The organism is Neptunomonas antarctica (genome assembly GCF_001305295.1).
Lineage (GTDB): Bacteria > Pseudomonadota > Gammaproteobacteria > Pseudomonadales > Balneatricaceae > Neptunomonas > Neptunomonas antarctica.
Genome location: NZ_LJSI01000054.1, coordinates 76936 through 95846 on the forward strand (window position 1 = coordinate 76936; position 18911 = coordinate 95846).

Here is an 18911-nt window from a genome sequence, read left to right on the forward strand (position 1 = left end):
TTATATCCATGACTCAATTGCCTGACACCTGAGACAATCTTGATAGTTGGTGGACAGTTGATCGATAGCTGCGCCTGAGGCGCAGCCATCCATAACGATCAAAAGCTATCACTAACCATCAATAATTATCGACTAAGACAAGAGACTGCCCTAAACAACAACGGCTTTTGGCTCTATAGCACGACGGCTATACATAAATATGGCTATGAATACGGCCAACGAGATCAGACTAATCACGATCTGATGATGCGGCCAGAGCAGTCCCATACCCGCTGCTCCACATAACAGACGCAGGATAAGAGACAAGCGCCCCTCCAGATACCCCTCCATAAATCCAACTAATGCGTACATTCCGAAAAGCGCAAAAACAAAAATAGTTAAGACTTCTACCGCAGTGCCGCCAATAAAGTTCGTGTAAGCAAACAACACCGGGACAACATACAGCCCTTTAGCAATTTTCCACGCCATTATGCCTGTCGCCATCGGCGGTGTACCCGCAATGGCCGCCGCGGCAAAAGCCGTCAGACACACGGGGGGAGTCACGTTAGAGTCTTGTGATAGCCAGAAGATAATCATATGCGCCGACAACAGCAACATCGACAATGCTGTTGGATCGATAGCCTGCTGCAATAGCTGGCCTTTTAACTCATTTGGTATCATCTCTATTAACGCCAACGCGTCGACTTCTGACATAGGCGCCGCTAACAAGGCCACCTTATCCATATCTACCAGCATGAAAATCGTTTTAGCGACCTCAGGCAATGCGCCATCAACAATCAGTTGAACCAACTGCATCTCTGCCATTAAGTTATAGAGCGCAGGAGCAGACAATGTCGCCAATACGATATACGCCGCCGTGACAGGTAAGCCCATCCCCAGCACCAGCGATGCCAACGCCACCAGCACAAGCGTAATCAACAGACTACCACCCGCCCATTCTGTGACCATCAGCGAGAAAGTATTACCGATACCCGTCATGGCAACCACATTCACCACCAGACCTACGGCAATCAGCAGAATAGCGGTCGACGCCATATTCTTTGAACCCTGAGCCAATGCATCCAATATATCTTTAATGCCCATCGGGTGCTTAGACAGCCACGAAGAGGCAATCACGGATAAAATCGAAATACCGGCCGCATAAGTGGGCGTAAACCCATAAATAAGCAAGCCAACCAGTACCCCAATTGGCAATAAAAAATGCCAGCCTTCTTTAAAAACTTCTTTCGCCGGACGGCTATCGAGTTCAATCGCATGCGCATGACTACGCTGAGCCTCAACGCGCACATAAAAACCGACTGACATGAAGTACAGCAACGCAGGCAATGCGGCGATCGCAATAATCTCGACATAAGGAATCTGTGTGTATGACGCCATGATAAAAGCACCGGCACCCATCACCGGAGGCATTAGCTGCCCACCTGTTGAAGCAGCGGCTTCAACACCTGCCGCAAACTTAGCGGGAAACCCTGCTTTACGCATCAACGGGATAGTGATGACACCGGTCGACACGGTATTAGCAACGGATGAGCCAGAAACCGACCCCATCAAACCAGACCCCAGCACCGCGACGAACCCAGGCCCACCGACAAACCGACCTGCAGCACAACGCGATAATTCAATAATAAAGTCCCCTGCACCGGATTTCACCAGAAAAGCGCCGAAGAGTATAAACATGAATACATACGTCCATGAGATACGTGCAATTTGCCCGAACATCCCTTCAGACGAAAAATAACTGCGATACATAACCGTTTCAAGACTAAGACCGGCAAAGCCAAACATACCGTCAATATAAGGCCCCCACCAGAAGACATATGTCAGCGCAACAAGCACCATTGTGGGGATAAACCATCCTGTAGTTCGCCGCGTAAGCTCTAACGCAATAGCGATGGCAAGTATCGAAAACACCCAATCCCAGGTAGAGAATTTAACACCACGCTCATAAAGCGCATCTTCAAAACCGATTAGATACAGCGCGCACGCTACCGCAGCAAGCCCCACTAACATATCCATGATTAACACGGGTTTAGTGGCGCCGGCATGACCTTTTATCATGGGAAACATAAGCGAAGAAAGCAGCGCAAAGCCACCAAAGTGGATCGCTGAGACCCACAATTCAGACATCGTCCCTAATGTATTAAAATAAATATGCAGGATAGCAAAAAGTACACCCGCCCAGTATATAAAGCGGCCGACAGGACTAGCGTCATCGCGCTGCGCTAGCTCCAGACTTTTTAATTTTTCAGCAGTTTCCTGCTCAGAAGCAGACGATGCTTGAGTCATAATCACTCACCTATGTATTAAATCTTAGATTTAAAAGAAGCATTTACCAGAAGTAACAGAGGACACCGATGCAGCCTGAGTCAGACCACACCGGTTTAAAGTGATCAGTTAGCGATCAGATGATCAGGGATAGTGAGACCCATCTCTTTGTAGTAACGCACAGCACCCGGGTGCAATGGCAACGGCAAACCAGCAATAGCTTTATCCAGCGCCATTGCTTTGGTGGCTTTATGAATACCGTTCAGGAATGGCAGGTTTTCATAAAATGTTTTTGTCAGCAAATAGACATCTTCTTCAGAAACATCATCACGTACGGCTAAAAAATTAGGCTGCGCCATGGTGTTAATTTCTTTGGTCTGGCCTGGGTAAGTGTTCGCTGGAATATTAAAACGCGTCCACAGTTTATACTTACCATTTGCTTTTTCAATCTGAGCATCGGTAAAGTCCAGCACAGTGATATCACTACCCATCGACGCATATGCGCGTGTAATAGCGGAGGTAGGTACGCCCGATGGGATATTCATACCTTCAATGGTACCGTTCTGCAGCGCATCTGCAGATGATCCGTATCCCATATAAGCAAAGCTAAAGCTTCCAGTATCAAGACCCAGATTGTTCATGATCGCTAAACCCGAACCTTCTGTACCTGAGTTTTTCTTACCGATAGAAAACTTCTCATCGCTTAAGGCGCCCAGATCGTCAATCGTGCCTGATTTTGCAAATTGGCTTTTAACGACAAATTGCTCAACGTTTTGCCACAACATAGAAATCGAACGAAGATTTTTCTGTGGCCCACTATTCACAAGCTTGCCTTCACCCTCCCAGGCCCAAGCGCCATAGAGACCTTGAAGAATAGCAAACTGTGCTTCATTTTCGCCTAACAACTTAATATTCTCACCGGATCCTGCTGAGTTAATAGCAGACATGGAGATGTTATGCGTAGGTTCCAGTTTTATTTTTGCTAACGTTGCCAGCGCAACACCTACAGGATAATAAGTACCACCCGTTGAGGCGGTAGCCAGAATATAAGAGCGTTTTTCATCAGCCTGAGCCAATCCGCTGACACCAGCAACGGTGGCTAGTGCGACAGCCATTGAGAGTGATTTGATCAATGAGCGTTTGCTAATTTTCATTCTGTCACCTTTTATAATAATTATTTTATTATGATTGTTTTTGCGAGCAGTCTTTATAAATACAAAACAACTTAAAGCAGATATCGAGCCAAAAAAAACAACTCTTTGTTTTATAAGTAAAAAAATAATCATTCAACATTGATAAAGTAAAAATGAGCTGATTATTGCCTATAAGAAGCGTTTGATAGGCAAAAAATAGCTTATGAGCTACTTTTCCGGTTAATGCCTATAAAACAAGGGATTCACCGCTATTGCCAGCATAAAAAATAAAGAGCCAAATCAGTAATGAGCTATTTATTGCCGAGTGAGATAGTGTGAGCAGTGATAAAAAGCGGGAGAGTTTATTAAAGAATACAGAAAGGAAACCAATGGACCCATGTCAGGCCTCATTGGTTTTTACAAGATCAATTAGCGATCAGATGCTCAGGAATAACCATTCCTACTTCTTTGTAATAACGCGCGGCGCCTGGATGTAATGGTACAGGAAGACCTGCAATCGCTTTCTCAATAGCCATTGCTTTGGTAGCTTTATGGATACTATTCAGAAACGAAAGGTTCTCGTAGATGGTTTTGGTTATAAGATAAACATCTTCTTCAGAAACATCATCACGCACCGCCAGAAAATTAGGTTGCGCCATGGTGTTAATCTCTTTGGTCTGACCTGGGTAGGTGTTCGCCGGAATATTAAAACGCGTCCATAGATTATATTTACCATTAGCACGAACTATCTGCTCATCAGTAAAATCAAGCATCGTCATCTCATTACCCAAAGCAGCATAAGCGCGCGTCACCGCACTCGTCGGCACACCGGCAGGAATATTCATACCACTCACCGTACCATTTTGCAGAGCATCAGCGCTTGGACTATATCCTAAATACGCCAGATTGAACTTGTCTGCATTCATATCTAAATTACCCATGATATGGCGTGCAGCGCCTTCAGCTCCTGAGTTTTTTCCGCCAATAGCAAACTTATCGTCCATCAAACCGGCAAGATCAGAAATTGTGCCCGTTTTGACATACTTAGATTTAATTGAAAACTGCTCAACGTTTTGCCAGAGCATAGTAACGGAGCGCAGGTTCTTTTGCGGACTATGGGAAGCTAATGCTCCCTCACCATTCCATGCCCACGCACCGTAAAGCCCCATCAGAATCGCAAACTGAGATTCATTATCACGGAGTAATTTAATGTTCTCACCGGACCCTGCTGAGTTAATAGCAGACATGGAGATGTTATGCGTAGGTTCCAGTTTTATTTTTGCCAACGTTGCCAGCGCTACACCTACAGGATAGTAAGTACCACCTGTGGAGGCAGTAGCCATAATATAAGAACGCTGTTCATCAGCCTGAGCCAAGCCACTGACACCGGAGGCCAGAGCAACAGCCATTGAGAGTGATTTGATCAATGAGCGTTTACTAATATTCATTCTAAAACCTTTTATTATGCTTATTATTGTGAGAATTTTTTGTAAATGCAGAACAGCTTAAAATGCTTTGTAAATACATAATAGTCTAGAGCAGATATCGAGCCAGAAAACACAACATTTTGTTTTACAAGGAAAAATAAAATTTACAACATTAACAAAGTTAAAATGAGCTAATTATTGCCGATTAGCCTCTTTTTATAGGCAATAATTAGCTCATAGGCGAATACCCCTGTGAGAGCCTATAGAACAAGGGATTCAGCGCTATTGCCACACAAAAAATAAAGAGCCAAATCAATAATGAGCTATTTATTGCCGATATAGGCAGACATTCGTCGCAATGAGAAACGGGACGCTTATTCTTTAAAATCTGTTCTGCTGATACCATATCGCATCATTTTTTGATTTAAGGTGCGGCGCGGCAAATCCAGCTGCTCCATCGTCACTTTAATATTTCCCTGATAGTTGCGTAACGCTGCCCGAATAACTTCGGCTTCAAAGTTAGCCACCTGCACCGCTAACGGTAATGCCTTAAACAGCCTAGGCTCAAGCGTCGACATGCCTTCCGCCGCCATCAGAATATCAGCAACCGACAACTCCGGATCCAAAGAATAGCGGATGGCTATATTCTTCAGCTCCCTTACATTCCCGGGCCAATGATATCCTGCCAACGTCAATTGATCCTGAGTAGATAAAGTACGCGGGCTTCTGGCATGGTCAACCGCGACTATTTTCAGATAATGATTAAATAACAAAGGCACATCTTCCAACCTGTCTCTTAATGGAGGGATATGTAATTGGGAAACACTTAAACGATAAAACAGATCTTCCCTGAAGTTGCTATCTTCTCTTAAATCTACCTTTGCGGCGGCAATAACACGCAGGTCAACACTAATTACATTGTTTGACCCTAGCCGCTCAATCACCCCTTCCTGAAAAGCTCTCAACAGCTTGATTTGCAGGTTCTGAGGCATACTCTCAATTTCATCGAGAAATAACGTCCCCTTATCTGAGTACTCAAACTTACCAATACGCTGTTTTGCTGCACTGGTAAAAGCACCCGCCTCATGCCCGAACAGTTCGCTTTCTATCAATGATTCAGGAATCGCACCGCAGTTAATGGGCACAAAGTTGTGCTTTTTACGATGACTGTACTCGTGTAAACATTGCGCTACCAACTCCTTCCCCGTACCCGTTTCCCCATAGACAATCACATTAGTATCCTGCTCCGCTACTTTGAGCAACTCACGCTTTAAACGCTGGATAGAGGGCGATATACCTATAATTCTTGCATCAATACCGGATAAAGAAGCTAAATTCTGCTGCAATTTCTGGTTTTCTAACACGAGTCGACGCTTTTCACATGCCCGGTGCACCGTTTCCGCCAAGCGTTCAGGAACATAAGGCTTTTCAATGAAATCATAAGCGCCGTCACGCAGAGAGCTGATGGCCATATCAACATCACCATGCGCGGTCAGCAAAATAACAGGCAGCCCCGAGACTTTTTGCAAGGCCGCCTTCATGAACTCAAGCCCATTCATGCCAGGCATTCTCACATCGGTTACGACTACACCCGAAAATGAATCATCCAGTGCTGCCAACGCCTCCTCAGCACTGGCATAACTGTCCACCGTAAATCCACATATTTGCAACCACTGCTGCGTCGATTGACGCACCATGGTTTCGTCATCAACTAATAGTACATGCCCACAATGTTCCAACTAAGATTCCCCTTCTTCGACGGCAGACAATGGCAAATAAACAGTAAAACATAATCCACATGCCTGATTACGACCTACCTTAATTTTACCGCCCAGATCACGAATAATACCTTCAACAATCGGCAAGCCAAGACCTAAACCACTGCCCATTGTTTTAGTTGTATAGAATGGCTCAAACATATGCGCTAACTGAGCATCTGTTGCACCCTCACCACTATCACTAATTTCAAGAACAATCTGCTCATTCAGCTGATTAACCCGTATCGAAACATCCCGAAGACCCGTACACCCTTGCATTGCATCACAGGCATTTTTCACCAGATTTATCAATACCTGCTCAACACGCACTTCATCTGCATCCACCCAATAGCAAGGTAACTCATGCGTAAATTGACACCTGATATGATGTTCACTGAAAACACCATCAAACTGCCCTAACACATGATTGATAGCATGAATTAATTCGGACGAGCCACGCTTATCAGGATTTTTATAAGCGAACGTTTTAAGCTGCCCGGTAATCAATGCCATACGATCGACTAAGCTATTCACCAAAATAAGATTTTCATTAAGCAGTTCAGGCCGATCCATCACGCGTCGTATAATCGCCAGATAATTTCGCATGGCCGTTAACGGCTGATTTAATTCATGGACGATAGCGGTCGACATCCTGCCCAGTGCTGCCAGCTTTTCTGCCTGCACCAATTCACTTTGTGCCGACTGCAGAGCCTGAGTTCGCTCAACCACTTTATGCTCAAGCGACTCATTCACTTCCCGCAATGTATGCTCCAGCCTTTTACGCCGCGTGATATCAATCATGGTTACTAAATAACTAGGCTCAGGTGTTGCTGTCATCATTCTGATAGAAAACAGAATAGGAAACACTGATCCATCCGAGCGTTTACCCACCACTTCATACCCGGTGATGGGCGTAAATTCACCCTGCGACAGCCCATCTAACCAGCGCTTCAGGGGTGTAAACTGATCAATATCTGCAAAAATAATATGCAAAGGCTGGTTTATAATCAATGCGAGCGAGACACCAAACTGCTGCATTACCATTGGATTAATGAATACAATAGCCCCGTTCTTATCGACCGTAATCAACCCAACCTGAGCGGTATTGATAATGTAACGCTGGCGCTGCTCACTGTCCCGTTGCGCTCTGATCACGTCCGCTTGTGAGCGTCTCTTCAAGCGAAACTCACGTAAATACAAGACTAATAACGCCAGAGCCAAACAGCCGCCTGCTACGATAGAACTTACATAAAAGGCTTTCTGTTGAGCGGATTCAATCGGCGCGAGAATGCCCACATTCCATCCAAGATCATCAAGGATCACCGACAAATTTAATTGTGCGCCGCCCCCCGGTTTCCAGAGGCTAATCTTTCGTCCGTCATTTAGATTTTCAGTATATAGAGGTGCTAACGGCCAGAAGTTATCGCCGCCATTTAATAATGATTTATTCGTTAAAAATGCCTGGCCTGTCAGCAATGACTGACTAGCGAACAATAACTGACCTTCTTTATCCGCTACATAAAAAGCATATTCAAGAGAAAGCTGCTCTTTGACTTTTTCAATGTCCAGCCGCATGACCGATACACCGATGAACTGCTGACGAGAATAAATAGCGGCTGAAAGATAATAAGAGGGGCTTGCCGGCTTGCCATCCACGACAAAATAGCGCCCTTGCTCCCCTGCGGTTGCCTGCTTGAAAAACGGGGCATCCTGATAAGATTGTGCCGTATTCGCGTCCTGCTCCCGCCAGTTACTATAAGCAACAACTCGTCCGGTTCGATCCAGCACCATTAACGCGGCTGAACCCGCCACCAGATTAGTTTGCTCAAGATAACGGCTCACGCGAACAATTTTATCGGGATTGGGGCGGATCAATAGATCCTTCACATCACGGTTCTGCGACAAGAGAAAAGGCAAATAACGATATTGGTCGATCGCTACGCGAAGCGCACTAATGGTATCCAACAGCTTTGAGGAACCCTGCTGATGCAGCTGAGTAACTTCCCAGTCGCGCGTATAGATATACGATTGCCAAGATAGAATCAGGCTAAAAATAGCCGCCATCACTACGACAATAATTGAGCGTTTTACCAGCAAAGTCTCACCTTTAATTCGTTTTATCCTGCACCCGGAGAAGTAACAGGGTTCTTGCTCTTGATAAAGATTCAACGCATCGCCATGCCTATGACATAATGGCGACTTAATTGACCGACAACTGACTGACGGAAATCACTATATCATGAGCACCAATACCATTGCTTATCAGGGCCATAAAGGCGCCTACTCACATTTAGCATGTCGCCACGTTTATCCAGAGATGGAAGCGTTTGCTTGTGGGAGTTTTGTAGAAGCGATGTTTATGGTTGAGCGAGGAGATGCGCAACTGGCCATGATTCCACTGGAAAACTCAACCGCCGGGCGTGTAGAAGAGATTTACCGCCTTATGCCTAAAACTCAATTACATATTATTAGCGAACATTTTGAACCGGTCAATCATTGCCTGCTCGCCAAACGAGGTACGAAAATTGAAGAACTTCGTAAAGTCTCGTCTCACCCGCAAGCCCTGGCACAGTGTGACAATAATACTAAAAGACTCGGTTTAACACCTATCGCCAGCCTTGATACTGCTGGTGCCGCAGAAGCTCTGCTGACAATGGAAGAACCAGGGCATGCGGCGATAGCCTCTAGTTTGGCCGCTGAGCTGTATGATCTCGACATTCTTAAAGACAATTTCCAGGATAAAACAGGCAATACCACGCGTTTTGTCATATTGGCAAAAGAAAGTCACATGCCAAAACTTGAGCCGGGTATTACTTTTATTACCACCATCATGTTCACTGTTCGTAACCTACCGGCAGCGCTTTACAAAGGCTTAGGTGGCTTTGCTACCAACGGCGTGAATATGGTCAAATTAGAAAGCTATCTGGCATCGGACACTATGCAAGCCGCCAGTTTTCATTTGGATGTTGAAGGCCACCCTGACCAAAAATCTATGCAATATGCCTTACAAGAACTCGACTTTTTCGCAAAGGAGGTTCGTATTATCGGCACTTATGTAGCTCACCCTTTCCGTTTAAAGCAGAATCAAAAAATCGAGCTTTAAATATAGAAAAGTGCAGCGCACAATAACAAGCTATTGAATTATTTATAATTAATTCAATAGCTTAAAACAGTTATACTAAAGTATAATTGTGCAGTGCACCAAAAAAATCAATAGTAACACCTGATAGAGATATTCGTGTTGCCCTTTTTCACGAAACCATGTGTCTATCACATCCCTACTTTCAACTCTGACTTTTCGAGTTGTCTTTTTTAGCCCCTGTTTACAGGGGTTTTTTTTCGTCCGGCTGAAGTAATTGATCAGTAAACGATTAACGAGCAACTACCACACACGGCTCCTTAGCATCAAAAAAGGAACCAACAATACAGTCATGGCAGATCCCGATCTGATCTACCCGGCAAAAAAAATCCGTATTGCGTTAGAAAAATTAAAACAATATTGGCTCAACAATCCGGCCGAACACCCAACAACAAAGGAAAACTGTGTGCTTTTTAAACGATTTTCCTTTTATTATCTCTTTTTTTAAAATAAATCGTTTTTAGGGGTTGAACAAAGCAACCCTCCTCATTATTATACGCGCACTTCAACACAGCGCCGGTATAGCTCAGCTGGTAGAGCAACTGACTTGTAATCAGTAGGTCCCGAGTTCGACTCTTGGTGCCGGCACCACTTCCCTCTGTTGAAAATTGTATACATAGCTAAATTCTGCCTTTACAGACCCTACTTTTTTAGCTAATTCAAAGCTCTTTATATCCAGTACTATCCCTATACACCTTTCATACTTTATATTTATCACTCGCATTGCGATCTCGCTACATATACACGACTCACATCAACCCCTCTCTGATTAGAATTGAGATACCCCCCAACAGCGTCTAAACTCATACCAAACCAGTTGAGTGAGACCGCTATGCAACAACCTTCCGCCATCCTACTGCAAAATGACACACCCACCCTTTCAGCACTTGCGCTTAACGATGCCAGCATTGCTAACAAAAAAAAATACGAGAAAAAACTCAAGAAATGGCAACAGAGGCTTTTGCATGTTCAGCAAGCCTACTACCATCAGAATCGACGTGCCATAATCGTATTTGAAGGATGGGATGCCGGCGGCAAAGGTGGTGCCATCAGACGCCTGACTGAACGACTCGACCCTCGCGGATTTCAGGTACACCCTATTGGCTCCCCTGAAAAAGAGGAACAAGGCAAACACTACCTGTATCGTTTTCAGACCCGCCTGCCAGCACCGGGTAAAATCGCCATATTTGACCGCTCATGGTATGGACGTGTACTGGTAGAACGCGTTGAAGCATTTGCCAGCAAGCCAGAATGGCAACGGGCCTATCAAGAGATCAATGAGTTTGAACGGATGCTGTCAGACGATGGTGTAAGAATTATTAAAATATTCCTGCATATCTCACCCGAAGAGCAACTAAAACGCTTTACCGAGCGATTAGGCAACCCGACTAAGCGCTGGAAGCTAACAGAAGAAGATATCCGCAATCGGAATCGCTGGCCAGAGTACGCTGAAGCGATAGAGCAAATGTTTGAAAAAACATCAACCAAAACATCCCCATGGCATCCGATTGCGGGAAATCATAAGTGGTATGCCAGGCTAAAAGTATTAAAACATATCGTTAAAACCATGGAGAAGGGTGTAGACCTGGCACCGCCACCGGTTAATCCAGATGTACTCATAGCAGCAAGGCAACATCTTGGACTTGACGTATAACAGCCAGCGCTGACAAAAACACAGCGCCTCTTTGCACGCACAGAGGCGCGTCAGAAAGGGATTTAAATAGCACTTAAGCAGCATATCCTGTAAGCTTCACGACCGCCTGAAAAGGCGAAAACCAACCTGTAATACACATCAACAAGAGATATTCTATGAGCTTTGCCTCCCTGGGCCTGTCCGCACCTATACTCGACGCTGTTACCGAGAAAGGCTATACAACTCCTTCGCCTATTCAGGCTCAGGCAATACCTGCTGTACTTGAAGGCAAGGACGTTATGGCAGCTGCCCAAACAGGCACAGGTAAAACAGCAGGCTTTACACTGCCTTTGTTGGAAATACTCTCCAGAGGCACGCCTCCCAGAGCCAACCAGGTACGTGCACTGGTACTCACACCTACCCGGGAACTGGCAGCCCAGGTTAGCGAAAGCATAACGACCTATGGTAAAAACCTACCCTTGCATTCCACCGTTGTATTTGGTGGCGTGAAGATCAACCCTCAAATGATGAAATTACGTAAGGGTGTAGACATACTGGTCGCCACACCGGGCCGCTTAATGGACCTGTACAACCAAAGGGCTGTTAGGTTTGATCAACTCGAAGTGCTGATTTTAGATGAAGCAGATCGCATGCTGGATATGGGCTTTATCAACGATATCCGCAAAATCATCGCGCTGTTACCTAAAAAACGCCAGAACCTGATGTTCTCAGCCACTTTTTCTGATGACATCCGTAAGTTGGCAAAAGGCCTGGTTAACAACCCGATTGAGATTTCAGTGAGTCCACGCAACGCAGCGGCACCTACAGTCGAGCAGTGGATCTCACCGGTCGACAAGAACAGAAAACCAGCGCTGCTCACCCAATTGATTAAAGAACATCAGTGGAGCCAGGTATTGGTATTTACCAAAACCAAGCATGGCGCTAACAAGCTGACTAAACATTTAGAAGCGTCAGGCATCAAATCTGCAGCCATCCATGGCAACAAAAGTCAGGGCGCACGCACAAAAGCACTCGCCGACTTCAAAAACTATTCAGTTCAGGTCTTGGTGGCGACCGATATCGCCGCACGTGGACTGGATATCGAACAGCTACCACAGGTTGTCAACTTTGACTTACCGAACGTGGCAGAAGACTATGTTCACCGCATTGGTCGTACCGGTCGTGCAGGATCAACTGGTCAGGCTATATCACTGGTATGTGCCGATGAGTTCAAACTACTGGCTGCTATTGAACGCCTGACAGGCACACTACTGGCACGAAAAGATATACCTGGTTTTCAACCGGTACACCCTCTACCAGAGTCACGCTTACAACGTTCCGCTCACCCAAGGCACCCGAAAAAGCCAAAAACCGGACACAGAGACGGACAGCGCTCTGGGGAAAACGCCCGGGGCCACAACCCGACAAGTAAAGCTTAATTTAAGCTGACTTACACTTCAGGCTCACACCTGAGAAGCACACTAAAACCCCGGTTATTGACCGGGGTTTTTTAATTAACGCAAATAGCGCAATATTTGCCCGGAAAAAGGCTTATCAAGATAATCTGTATTTTCAGGTTTATGTTGGTTATGCGCATAACCCAAGGTTAGCATTCTCTTACTGAAACGCGAATGATGCCCTCGGCCGGGATCAACCAAAATCACCTCGCAATGCGGCTTAGCGTGCCGGTCAATGAAATCAGACAATAGCTCAACGTGTTCTTTTTCATACAACAAATCACTACCCACTATTACATCAAACACACCCAAACCACTATAGACATCGGCCCATCCGGTCCGCACAAAGGGTATAACTTTGCCATTATTCAACGCGATATTTACTTTCAGAAAATCACCGACTTCCGGGTGATAGTCTGTCGCTGTAATGTTTGCATGACGATGATTCAACATGAGGCTGGTAAGGCCGATACCACAGCCTACTTCCAGAATTCTTTTACCTTCAATTTCATAATCAAACATAAAATGTGCAAGTACCTCACCCGAGGGCCAGATAATACCGAATAATGGCCATGCAGCAGAAGAAATACCTAATATTTCAGCCACACCACCCACATCAAGAAATTGCTGATTATCACGTAATGTTCGCACATGAATATCAACCTCACCAAACTCAATTGTTTGATAACTCAGACGAAGCGCAGACATAAACTAACCTAATGAATTGACATGCAAAACGTGCTTATCTGAGAAATTGATTAGCGACGCAGATCTTATATTTTACCCCCTTAATTAAGACATAACCAATTGTTAAATCCGATAGTAGCGCAGAACTCAAGAGCACTTTGACTCTCTATAAAAATACAACGACCCCTCACTTTGCTAATAAAACATTTTTCGTTTCATAAACTCTTAAGTTAACGCAAACGTAAACGCAAAGCTGGCTATTGACCTTGATTAAAAGATCGCCTATCTTTGCACACAGCGCTTCACAAGAGCCATTAATAATGGACCGGCCTACCGGCCGAATAAAAATAACAAAAGTTGAACATTACTGAGATCCAGTAATCGTTTGAGGAATACCACATGACTCAACCGCATAACCACTCAAGCCACCCATCGTTATCAATAATATCATCGCCTCATCGAATAATTTCACCCCATGAAATTTCAGACTAACGTTTGGCTATTTTTTAGCCGTTGATCTTTTGTTTTTTATGTTGATCTCTTACGAGACCTAAGAAGCACTACCTATCAATTCAGACGTTAATTACCCTTACATAGTGCGCCACCACCAGGCAATACTGCTGTGTAACCGGGTAAATTCGAATTGATGCGTGATGCTTCCGTACCATATCCGTGCCTTAAAGCACGACAGCGGGAGTACACCCATGAAAGATGTAACACTTAATGATAAATGGGAATTAGATTCAGGACGCGTTTATCTAACCGGTAGCCAGGCATTAGCGCGCATACCGATGATGCAGGCACAGCGCGATAAACAGCAGGGATTAAATACCGCGGGTTTTATTTCAGGCTATCGTGGATCCCCACTGGGTGGTTTTGATAAGACACTCTGGCAGGCTAAAAAATACTTAGCGACACATAATATCTTTTTCCAACCCGGTATCAACGAAGATCTGGGTGCGACATCAGTATGGGGATCCCAGCAGGTCAATGTATTTGACGGCGCTAAATACGACGGTGTCTTTGGCCTCTGGTATGGCAAAGGCCCGGGTGTAGACCGGACCGGCGATGTGTTAAAACACGCCAATGCATTTGGCACCTCGGAGTTTGGCGGTGTATTAGCCGTGGCCGGTGATGACCATGCCTGCAAGTCGTCTACCCTGCCCCATCAAAGTGACTACGCCTTTGTTGATGCGATGATACCGGTGCTGTATCCATCAGGTATTCAGGAGATGCTGGACTTTGGTATTTATGGCTGGGCAATGTCTCGCTATAGCGGCTGCTGGGTTGGCTTTAAAACACTCGCAGAACTTCTCGATTCATCTATATCTGCTGACCTTGATCTTGATCGGGTCAAAATTCAGATCCCTTCAGATTTCACATTACCTGCAGAAGGCATCAACGCGCGCTGGCCTGATAAACCGATGCAACAGGAAGCTCGCTTACATACCTACAAACTCAAAGCAGCCGAAGCTTTTTGTCGCGCCAATAAACTCGATAAAACCGTGATTGACAGCCCGCAACCACGCCTGGGAATTATCACTACCGGCAAATCTTATATGGATGTATTGCAGGCTCTGGATGATTTGGGCATCAGCCATGAAATGGCCAGCGAACTAGGCATTAAACTCTACAAGGTCGGCATGGTCTGGCCACTGGAACCCGTCGGTATTCGCGAGTTTGCCAAAGGCACCCCAGAGCTGCTATTGGTCGAAGAAAAACGCGGTATTATTGAAGATCAGATTAAAGATTACCTTTACAGCTGGCAGGACGATATTCGCCCTCGCATTGTCGGCAAACGTGATGAAAACGGTAATGAGTTACTTACTACATTAGGCGAGCTAACACCCGCCATGATTGCCAGAGCGATTGCATCACGGATAGCGCCTTTTTACCAAAGCGAACAGGTCGCCTCTCGTTTAGCCTTCCTCTGCGCTAAAGAGGCCGAACTGGCACAACCGCGCTCGCTGGTTGAACGCACCCCTCACTTCTGTTCAGGCTGCCCGCATAACACATCAACCGTTGTGCCCGAAGGCAGTAAAGCGCTTGGCGGCATTGGTTGCCATTATATGGCGACGTGGATGGATCGCGGCACCGAAACGTTCACCCAAATGGGCGGCGAAGGGGCGACCTGGATCGGCCAGGCTCCCTTCACAAATAATAAACATGTGTTTCAGAATTTGGGGGATGGTACCTATTTCCACTCTGGCCTATTAGCCATTCGGGCCGCGATCGCCTCTGGCGTAAATATTACTTATAAAATCTTATACAACGATGCCGTGGCTATGACCGGTGGGCAACCCGTCGACGGACAGCTCACAGTACAAAAGATCACACACCAACTGTTTGGAGAAGGCATACGTCGCCTTGCCATTGTCAGCGACGAACCCTTTAAATACCCAAGCCGGGCCGACTTTGCAGACGGCGTCACTTTCCATCACCGTGATGATCTGGACGCTGTTCAACGCGAGCTTCGCGAGATAGAAGGCTGTACAGCAATGATCTATGATCAAACCTGTGCAGCAGAAAAACGTCGCCGCCGCAAACGTGGTCAGCTACCTGATCCAGATAAGCGCGTTGTCATCAACAGCGAAATTTGTGAAGGCTGTGGTGATTGCGGTGTGCAATCTAACTGCTTGTCAGTTTTACCCAAAGAAACAGAAAAGGGACGTAAACGCCAGATCGATCAATCTTCCTGTAACAAAGACTTCAGCTGTATCCGCGGCTTTTGCCCCAGCTTTGTCACGGTTAAAGGCGGCACTCTTCGTAAAGCAGCCGGTTTAGATGCAACACCACCAGCAGACAATCTGCCGGAGCCTGTCACACCTGTTATCAGTAAACCCTATAACATTCTGCTGACGGGTGTCGGTGGTACCGGCGTTGTAACGGTCAGCGCGTTGCTTGGCATGGCCGGCCATCTGGAAGAGAAAGGCGTAGGTGTTCTTGATCAGATAGGCCTGGCGCAGAAATTTGGTGCCGTAATGAGCCACATCAGAATTGCACCTTCACAAGACCAAATCCATACCGTGCGCATTCCAGCCGGTGAAACTGATTTATTAATTGGTTTCGATCTAATGGTCGGTGCCAGCGAAGAAGCACTCGGCAAACTCGACGGCAAACGCAGCTTTGCCATCATCAATAATCACGACACAATGCCAGCCGCGTTTACCCGCGATCCTGATCTGCACGTGCCGAATAAAGAGATGCAGGCCGTCATCGAAGCAACAGCTCGCCCGGATGGCACCTTCTGTTTTGATGCCACGCAACTGGCAACAGATCTGATGGGCGATGGTATGGCCGTCAACCTCTTTACTGTCGGCTATGCTTGCCAGAAAGGTCTGCTGCCGCTACACCGCGCCTCAATTGAACAGGCCATCAAGCTTAACGGTGCATCAGTCGACACCAACCTTAAAGCGTTCTTATGGGGACGTTGCGCCGCGCATAATCTGGATAAAGTGATCCAGATAGTCAAACCCGATGCCGCCGTACAAACCGTACGCATGCTGCCATCACTGGATGAGCAAATAGCACGTGAGATGGCACACCTGAGCCAATACCAAAATACGGCACTGGCTCAGCGTTACCAAAAACGACTGGGACAGTTTATAGACGTTGAAAAAGAACAGACCCGGAAAACTCACATCAGCCGTGCGATTGCCGAAAACTACAGCAAAGTGCTGGCCTATAAAGATGAATATGAAGTGGCACGTCAGCTCACATCCGACACTTTCCGCCAGCAATTGACTGAGCAATTTGAAGGCGAATTCGAACTTGAATTCAACTTGGCCCCTCCGCTACTTGCGCGTAAAGACAAGCACACAGGCCGGCCGCGAAAACGTAAATTCAGCCAGAAAATTCTGCCTCTATTTCGCCTGCTCGCCCGGATGAAAAGCCTGCGTGGCACGCCCCTGGATATATTTGCCTGGAGTGAAGACCGCCGCCTGGAGCAACAAATTATCCGCGACTATGAAGCCGACATGACTCTTATAGAAAAAGCGCTGCTCGTAAATGATGCCAATCATGGTATCTACAGCGCAGCTCAGCAGCTCGCCGAATTACCCGGAATGATCCGTGGTTATGGCCCGGTGAAAGAGGCCAACTACCACAAAGCTCAGGAAAAACGTCAGCTTCTGCAGGCGCAATTACTAACGACTGATGCAGCCATCAAGGAAGTGGCTGCCGAACAACTCTAAAGCTACTCAAACAAGCATTGTAAATTCGCTGCCTGTCGGTCTTGACCAGTTAAGTCCGACAGGCGGCTGAAATAATCTTAAGGAACACGAGGTTTATATGTCAGTTTTTAGTCATCCCGAATTTGATTTACACGAGCAGGTCAATTTTTTTCATGATGAAGCGACCGGCCTTAAAGCCATTGTAGCCATCCATAATTCCAATCGTGGCCCCGCTCTGGGGGGCTGTCGTATGTGGAATTATGCGAACGACGAAGAAGCGCTGACCGATGCGCTGCGTCTGTCTAAAGGCATGACCTACAAATCAGCTCTCGCCAATCTGGATCTGGGCGGCGGCAAGTCCGTGATTATCGGCAACCCACGTCAACACAAAACGGAAGCCTTACTGGCAATGATGGGACGTTGCCTGGAAAGCCTCAGTGGCCGCTATATTGCAGCCGAAGATTCAGGCACTAGTGTCGCTGATCTTAAAATCATGGGCCGTCATACTCAATATGTAGCGGGCATTACGGAACGCGCCGGTATAGACGGTAAAGCCTCTAATGGCGACCCGTCTCCAGCCACAGCCTACGGTACCTTTATCGGCCTCAAAGCGGCAGTTAAGCAGCGTCTGGGGCGAGATGATTTACAAGGATTATCCGTAGCCATTCAGGGCGTAGGGAATGTGGGATATCGTCTGGCCGAACACTTACACCTTGCAGGTGCAGTACTCTATGTGACCGATATCCATCAGGAACAAGTCGACAAAGCGGTACAGTTATTAGGTGCTACGGCTGTTTCTGCAGAAGATATTCTAGCGTTAGACGTCGATGTACTCGCCCCTTGTGCTTTAGGTGCCATTCTTAATGACGTTAGCATTCCAACCATTCAGGCAAGCGTGATTGCCGGGGCTTCTAATAACCAATTAGCCGCCTCGCGTCACGATATGATGCTAAAAGAGCGCGGCATCCTGTACGCCCCTGATTTCGCCATTAACGCTGGCGGCATTATCGATATTTTCTATGACCGTGTAGGTCATACACCAGAAAAAGTGTTACGCCATATTGAAACCATAGGCGAAACACTCGCAGAGATCTTCCGCCGCAGTGATACCACAGGCCTACCAACCGGCATGATCGCCAACACGCTGGCAGAAGAGCGATTTATGGGAAGGTAACCGTATAAACACCTTTTTTCACCCATACATATAAAAATAAATTAGTGGAGATACATTCGTGACCCAA

The 18911-nt window shown here is 46.3% G+C and carries 11 protein-coding genes and 1 tRNA gene; 6 read left to right on the forward strand and 6 right to left on the reverse strand.

Annotated elements, in window-relative coordinates; all coding sequences use genetic code 11:
• Nucleotides 1-150: 150 nt before the first annotated feature.
• The 5 genes from Nant_RS19605 to Nant_RS19625 form a co-directional block, all read right to left on the reverse strand.
• Nucleotides 151-2286 carry a TRAP transporter permease gene (locus tag Nant_RS19605; RefSeq protein ID WP_054343374.1) on the reverse strand — a complete coding sequence of 712 codons (2136 nt, stop codon included), beginning with the start codon at nucleotides 2284-2286 and terminating at the stop codon, nucleotides 151-153.
• A gap of 104 nt (nucleotides 2287-2390) precedes the next feature.
• Nucleotides 2391-3419 (reverse strand): TAXI family TRAP transporter solute-binding subunit, encoded by a 1029-nt coding sequence (locus tag Nant_RS19610; RefSeq protein ID WP_054343469.1) that lies wholly within the window; start codon nucleotides 3417-3419, stop codon nucleotides 2391-2393.
• Between the two features lie 404 nt (nucleotides 3420-3823).
• A complete protein-coding gene (locus Nant_RS19615) occupies nucleotides 3824-4846 on the reverse strand; it encodes a TAXI family TRAP transporter solute-binding subunit (RefSeq protein ID WP_054343375.1) in 1023 nt (340 codons plus the stop codon).
• Between the two features lie 353 nt (nucleotides 4847-5199).
• Entirely contained in the window at nucleotides 5200-6564 is a 1365-nt protein-coding gene (locus Nant_RS19620) for a sigma-54-dependent transcriptional regulator (protein WP_143773506.1), read from the reverse strand.
• Nucleotides 6565-8679, reverse strand: a complete 2115-nt coding sequence (locus tag Nant_RS19625; protein WP_054343376.1) for a sensor histidine kinase — start codon at nucleotides 8677-8679, stop codon at nucleotides 6565-6567.
• A gap of 142 nt (nucleotides 8680-8821) precedes the next feature.
• Here Nant_RS19625 and Nant_RS19630 point away from each other — a divergent pair, with 142 nt between their 5' ends.
• From Nant_RS19630 to Nant_RS19645, 4 genes are all read left to right on the forward strand, one after another.
• Nucleotides 8822-9685 carry a prephenate dehydratase gene (locus Nant_RS19630; RefSeq protein ID WP_054343377.1) on the forward strand — a complete coding sequence of 288 codons (864 nt, stop codon included), beginning with the start codon at nucleotides 8822-8824 and terminating at the stop codon, nucleotides 9683-9685.
• Between the two features lie 551 nt (nucleotides 9686-10236).
• Nucleotides 10237-10312: transfer RNA gene (locus Nant_RS19635), tRNA-Thr, on the forward strand.
• 241 nt (nucleotides 10313-10553) lie between these two features.
• Nucleotides 10554-11375: a polyphosphate kinase 2 family protein gene (locus tag Nant_RS19640; protein WP_054343378.1), complete on the forward strand. Its 822-nt coding sequence runs from the start codon at nucleotides 10554-10556 to the stop codon at nucleotides 11373-11375.
• A 155-nt stretch (nucleotides 11376-11530) separates the two neighbouring features.
• Complete coding sequence (locus Nant_RS19645; RefSeq protein WP_054343379.1) at nucleotides 11531-12793, forward strand: DEAD/DEAH box helicase; 1263 nt, start codon at nucleotides 11531-11533, stop codon at nucleotides 12791-12793.
• A 75-nt stretch (nucleotides 12794-12868) separates the two neighbouring features.
• Here the strand turns inward: Nant_RS19645 and Nant_RS19650 are convergent, their stop codons facing one another.
• Nucleotides 12869-13519: a class I SAM-dependent methyltransferase gene (locus Nant_RS19650; RefSeq protein ID WP_054343380.1), complete on the reverse strand. Its 651-nt coding sequence runs from the start codon at nucleotides 13517-13519 to the stop codon at nucleotides 12869-12871.
• A gap of 683 nt (nucleotides 13520-14202) precedes the next feature.
• Here Nant_RS19650 and Nant_RS19655 point away from each other — a divergent pair.
• Entirely contained in the window at nucleotides 14203-17691 is a 3489-nt protein-coding gene (locus Nant_RS19655) for an indolepyruvate ferredoxin oxidoreductase family protein (RefSeq protein WP_054343381.1), read from the forward strand.
• A 97-nt stretch (nucleotides 17692-17788) separates the two neighbouring features.
• Nucleotides 17789-18844, forward strand: a complete 1056-nt coding sequence (locus tag Nant_RS19660; RefSeq protein WP_054343382.1) for a Leu/Phe/Val dehydrogenase — start codon at nucleotides 17789-17791, stop codon at nucleotides 18842-18844.
• The last annotated feature ends 67 nt before the right edge of the window (nucleotides 18845-18911 follow it).

Bases quoted from the DNA above. Each gene is read 5' to 3' on its own strand.
- Nant_RS19605 (WP_054343374.1), bottom strand. From the start codon at position 2,286: ATGACTCAAGCATCGTCTGCTTCTGAGCAGGAAACTGCTGAAAAATTA.
- Nant_RS19610 (WP_054343469.1), bottom strand. From the start codon at position 3,419: ATGAAAATTAGCAAACGCTCATTGATCAAATCACTCTCAATGGCTGTC.
- Nant_RS19615 (WP_054343375.1), bottom strand. From the start codon at position 4,846: ATGAATATTAGTAAACGCTCATTGATCAAATCACTCTCAATGGCTGTT.
- Nant_RS19630 (WP_054343377.1), top strand. From the start codon at position 8,822: ATGAGCACCAATACCATTGCTTATCAGGGCCATAAAGGCGCCTACTCA.
- Nant_RS19640 (WP_054343378.1), top strand. From the start codon at position 10,554: ATGCAACAACCTTCCGCCATCCTACTGCAAAATGACACACCCACCCTT.
- Nant_RS19645 (WP_054343379.1), top strand. From the start codon at position 11,531: ATGAGCTTTGCCTCCCTGGGCCTGTCCGCACCTATACTCGACGCTGTT.
- Nant_RS19650 (WP_054343380.1), bottom strand. From the start codon at position 13,519: ATGTCTGCGCTTCGTCTGAGTTATCAAACAATTGAGTTTGGTGAGGTT.
- Nant_RS19655 (WP_054343381.1), top strand. From the start codon at position 14,203: ATGAAAGATGTAACACTTAATGATAAATGGGAATTAGATTCAGGACGC.
- Nant_RS19660 (WP_054343382.1), top strand. From the start codon at position 17,789: ATGTCAGTTTTTAGTCATCCCGAATTTGATTTACACGAGCAGGTCAAT.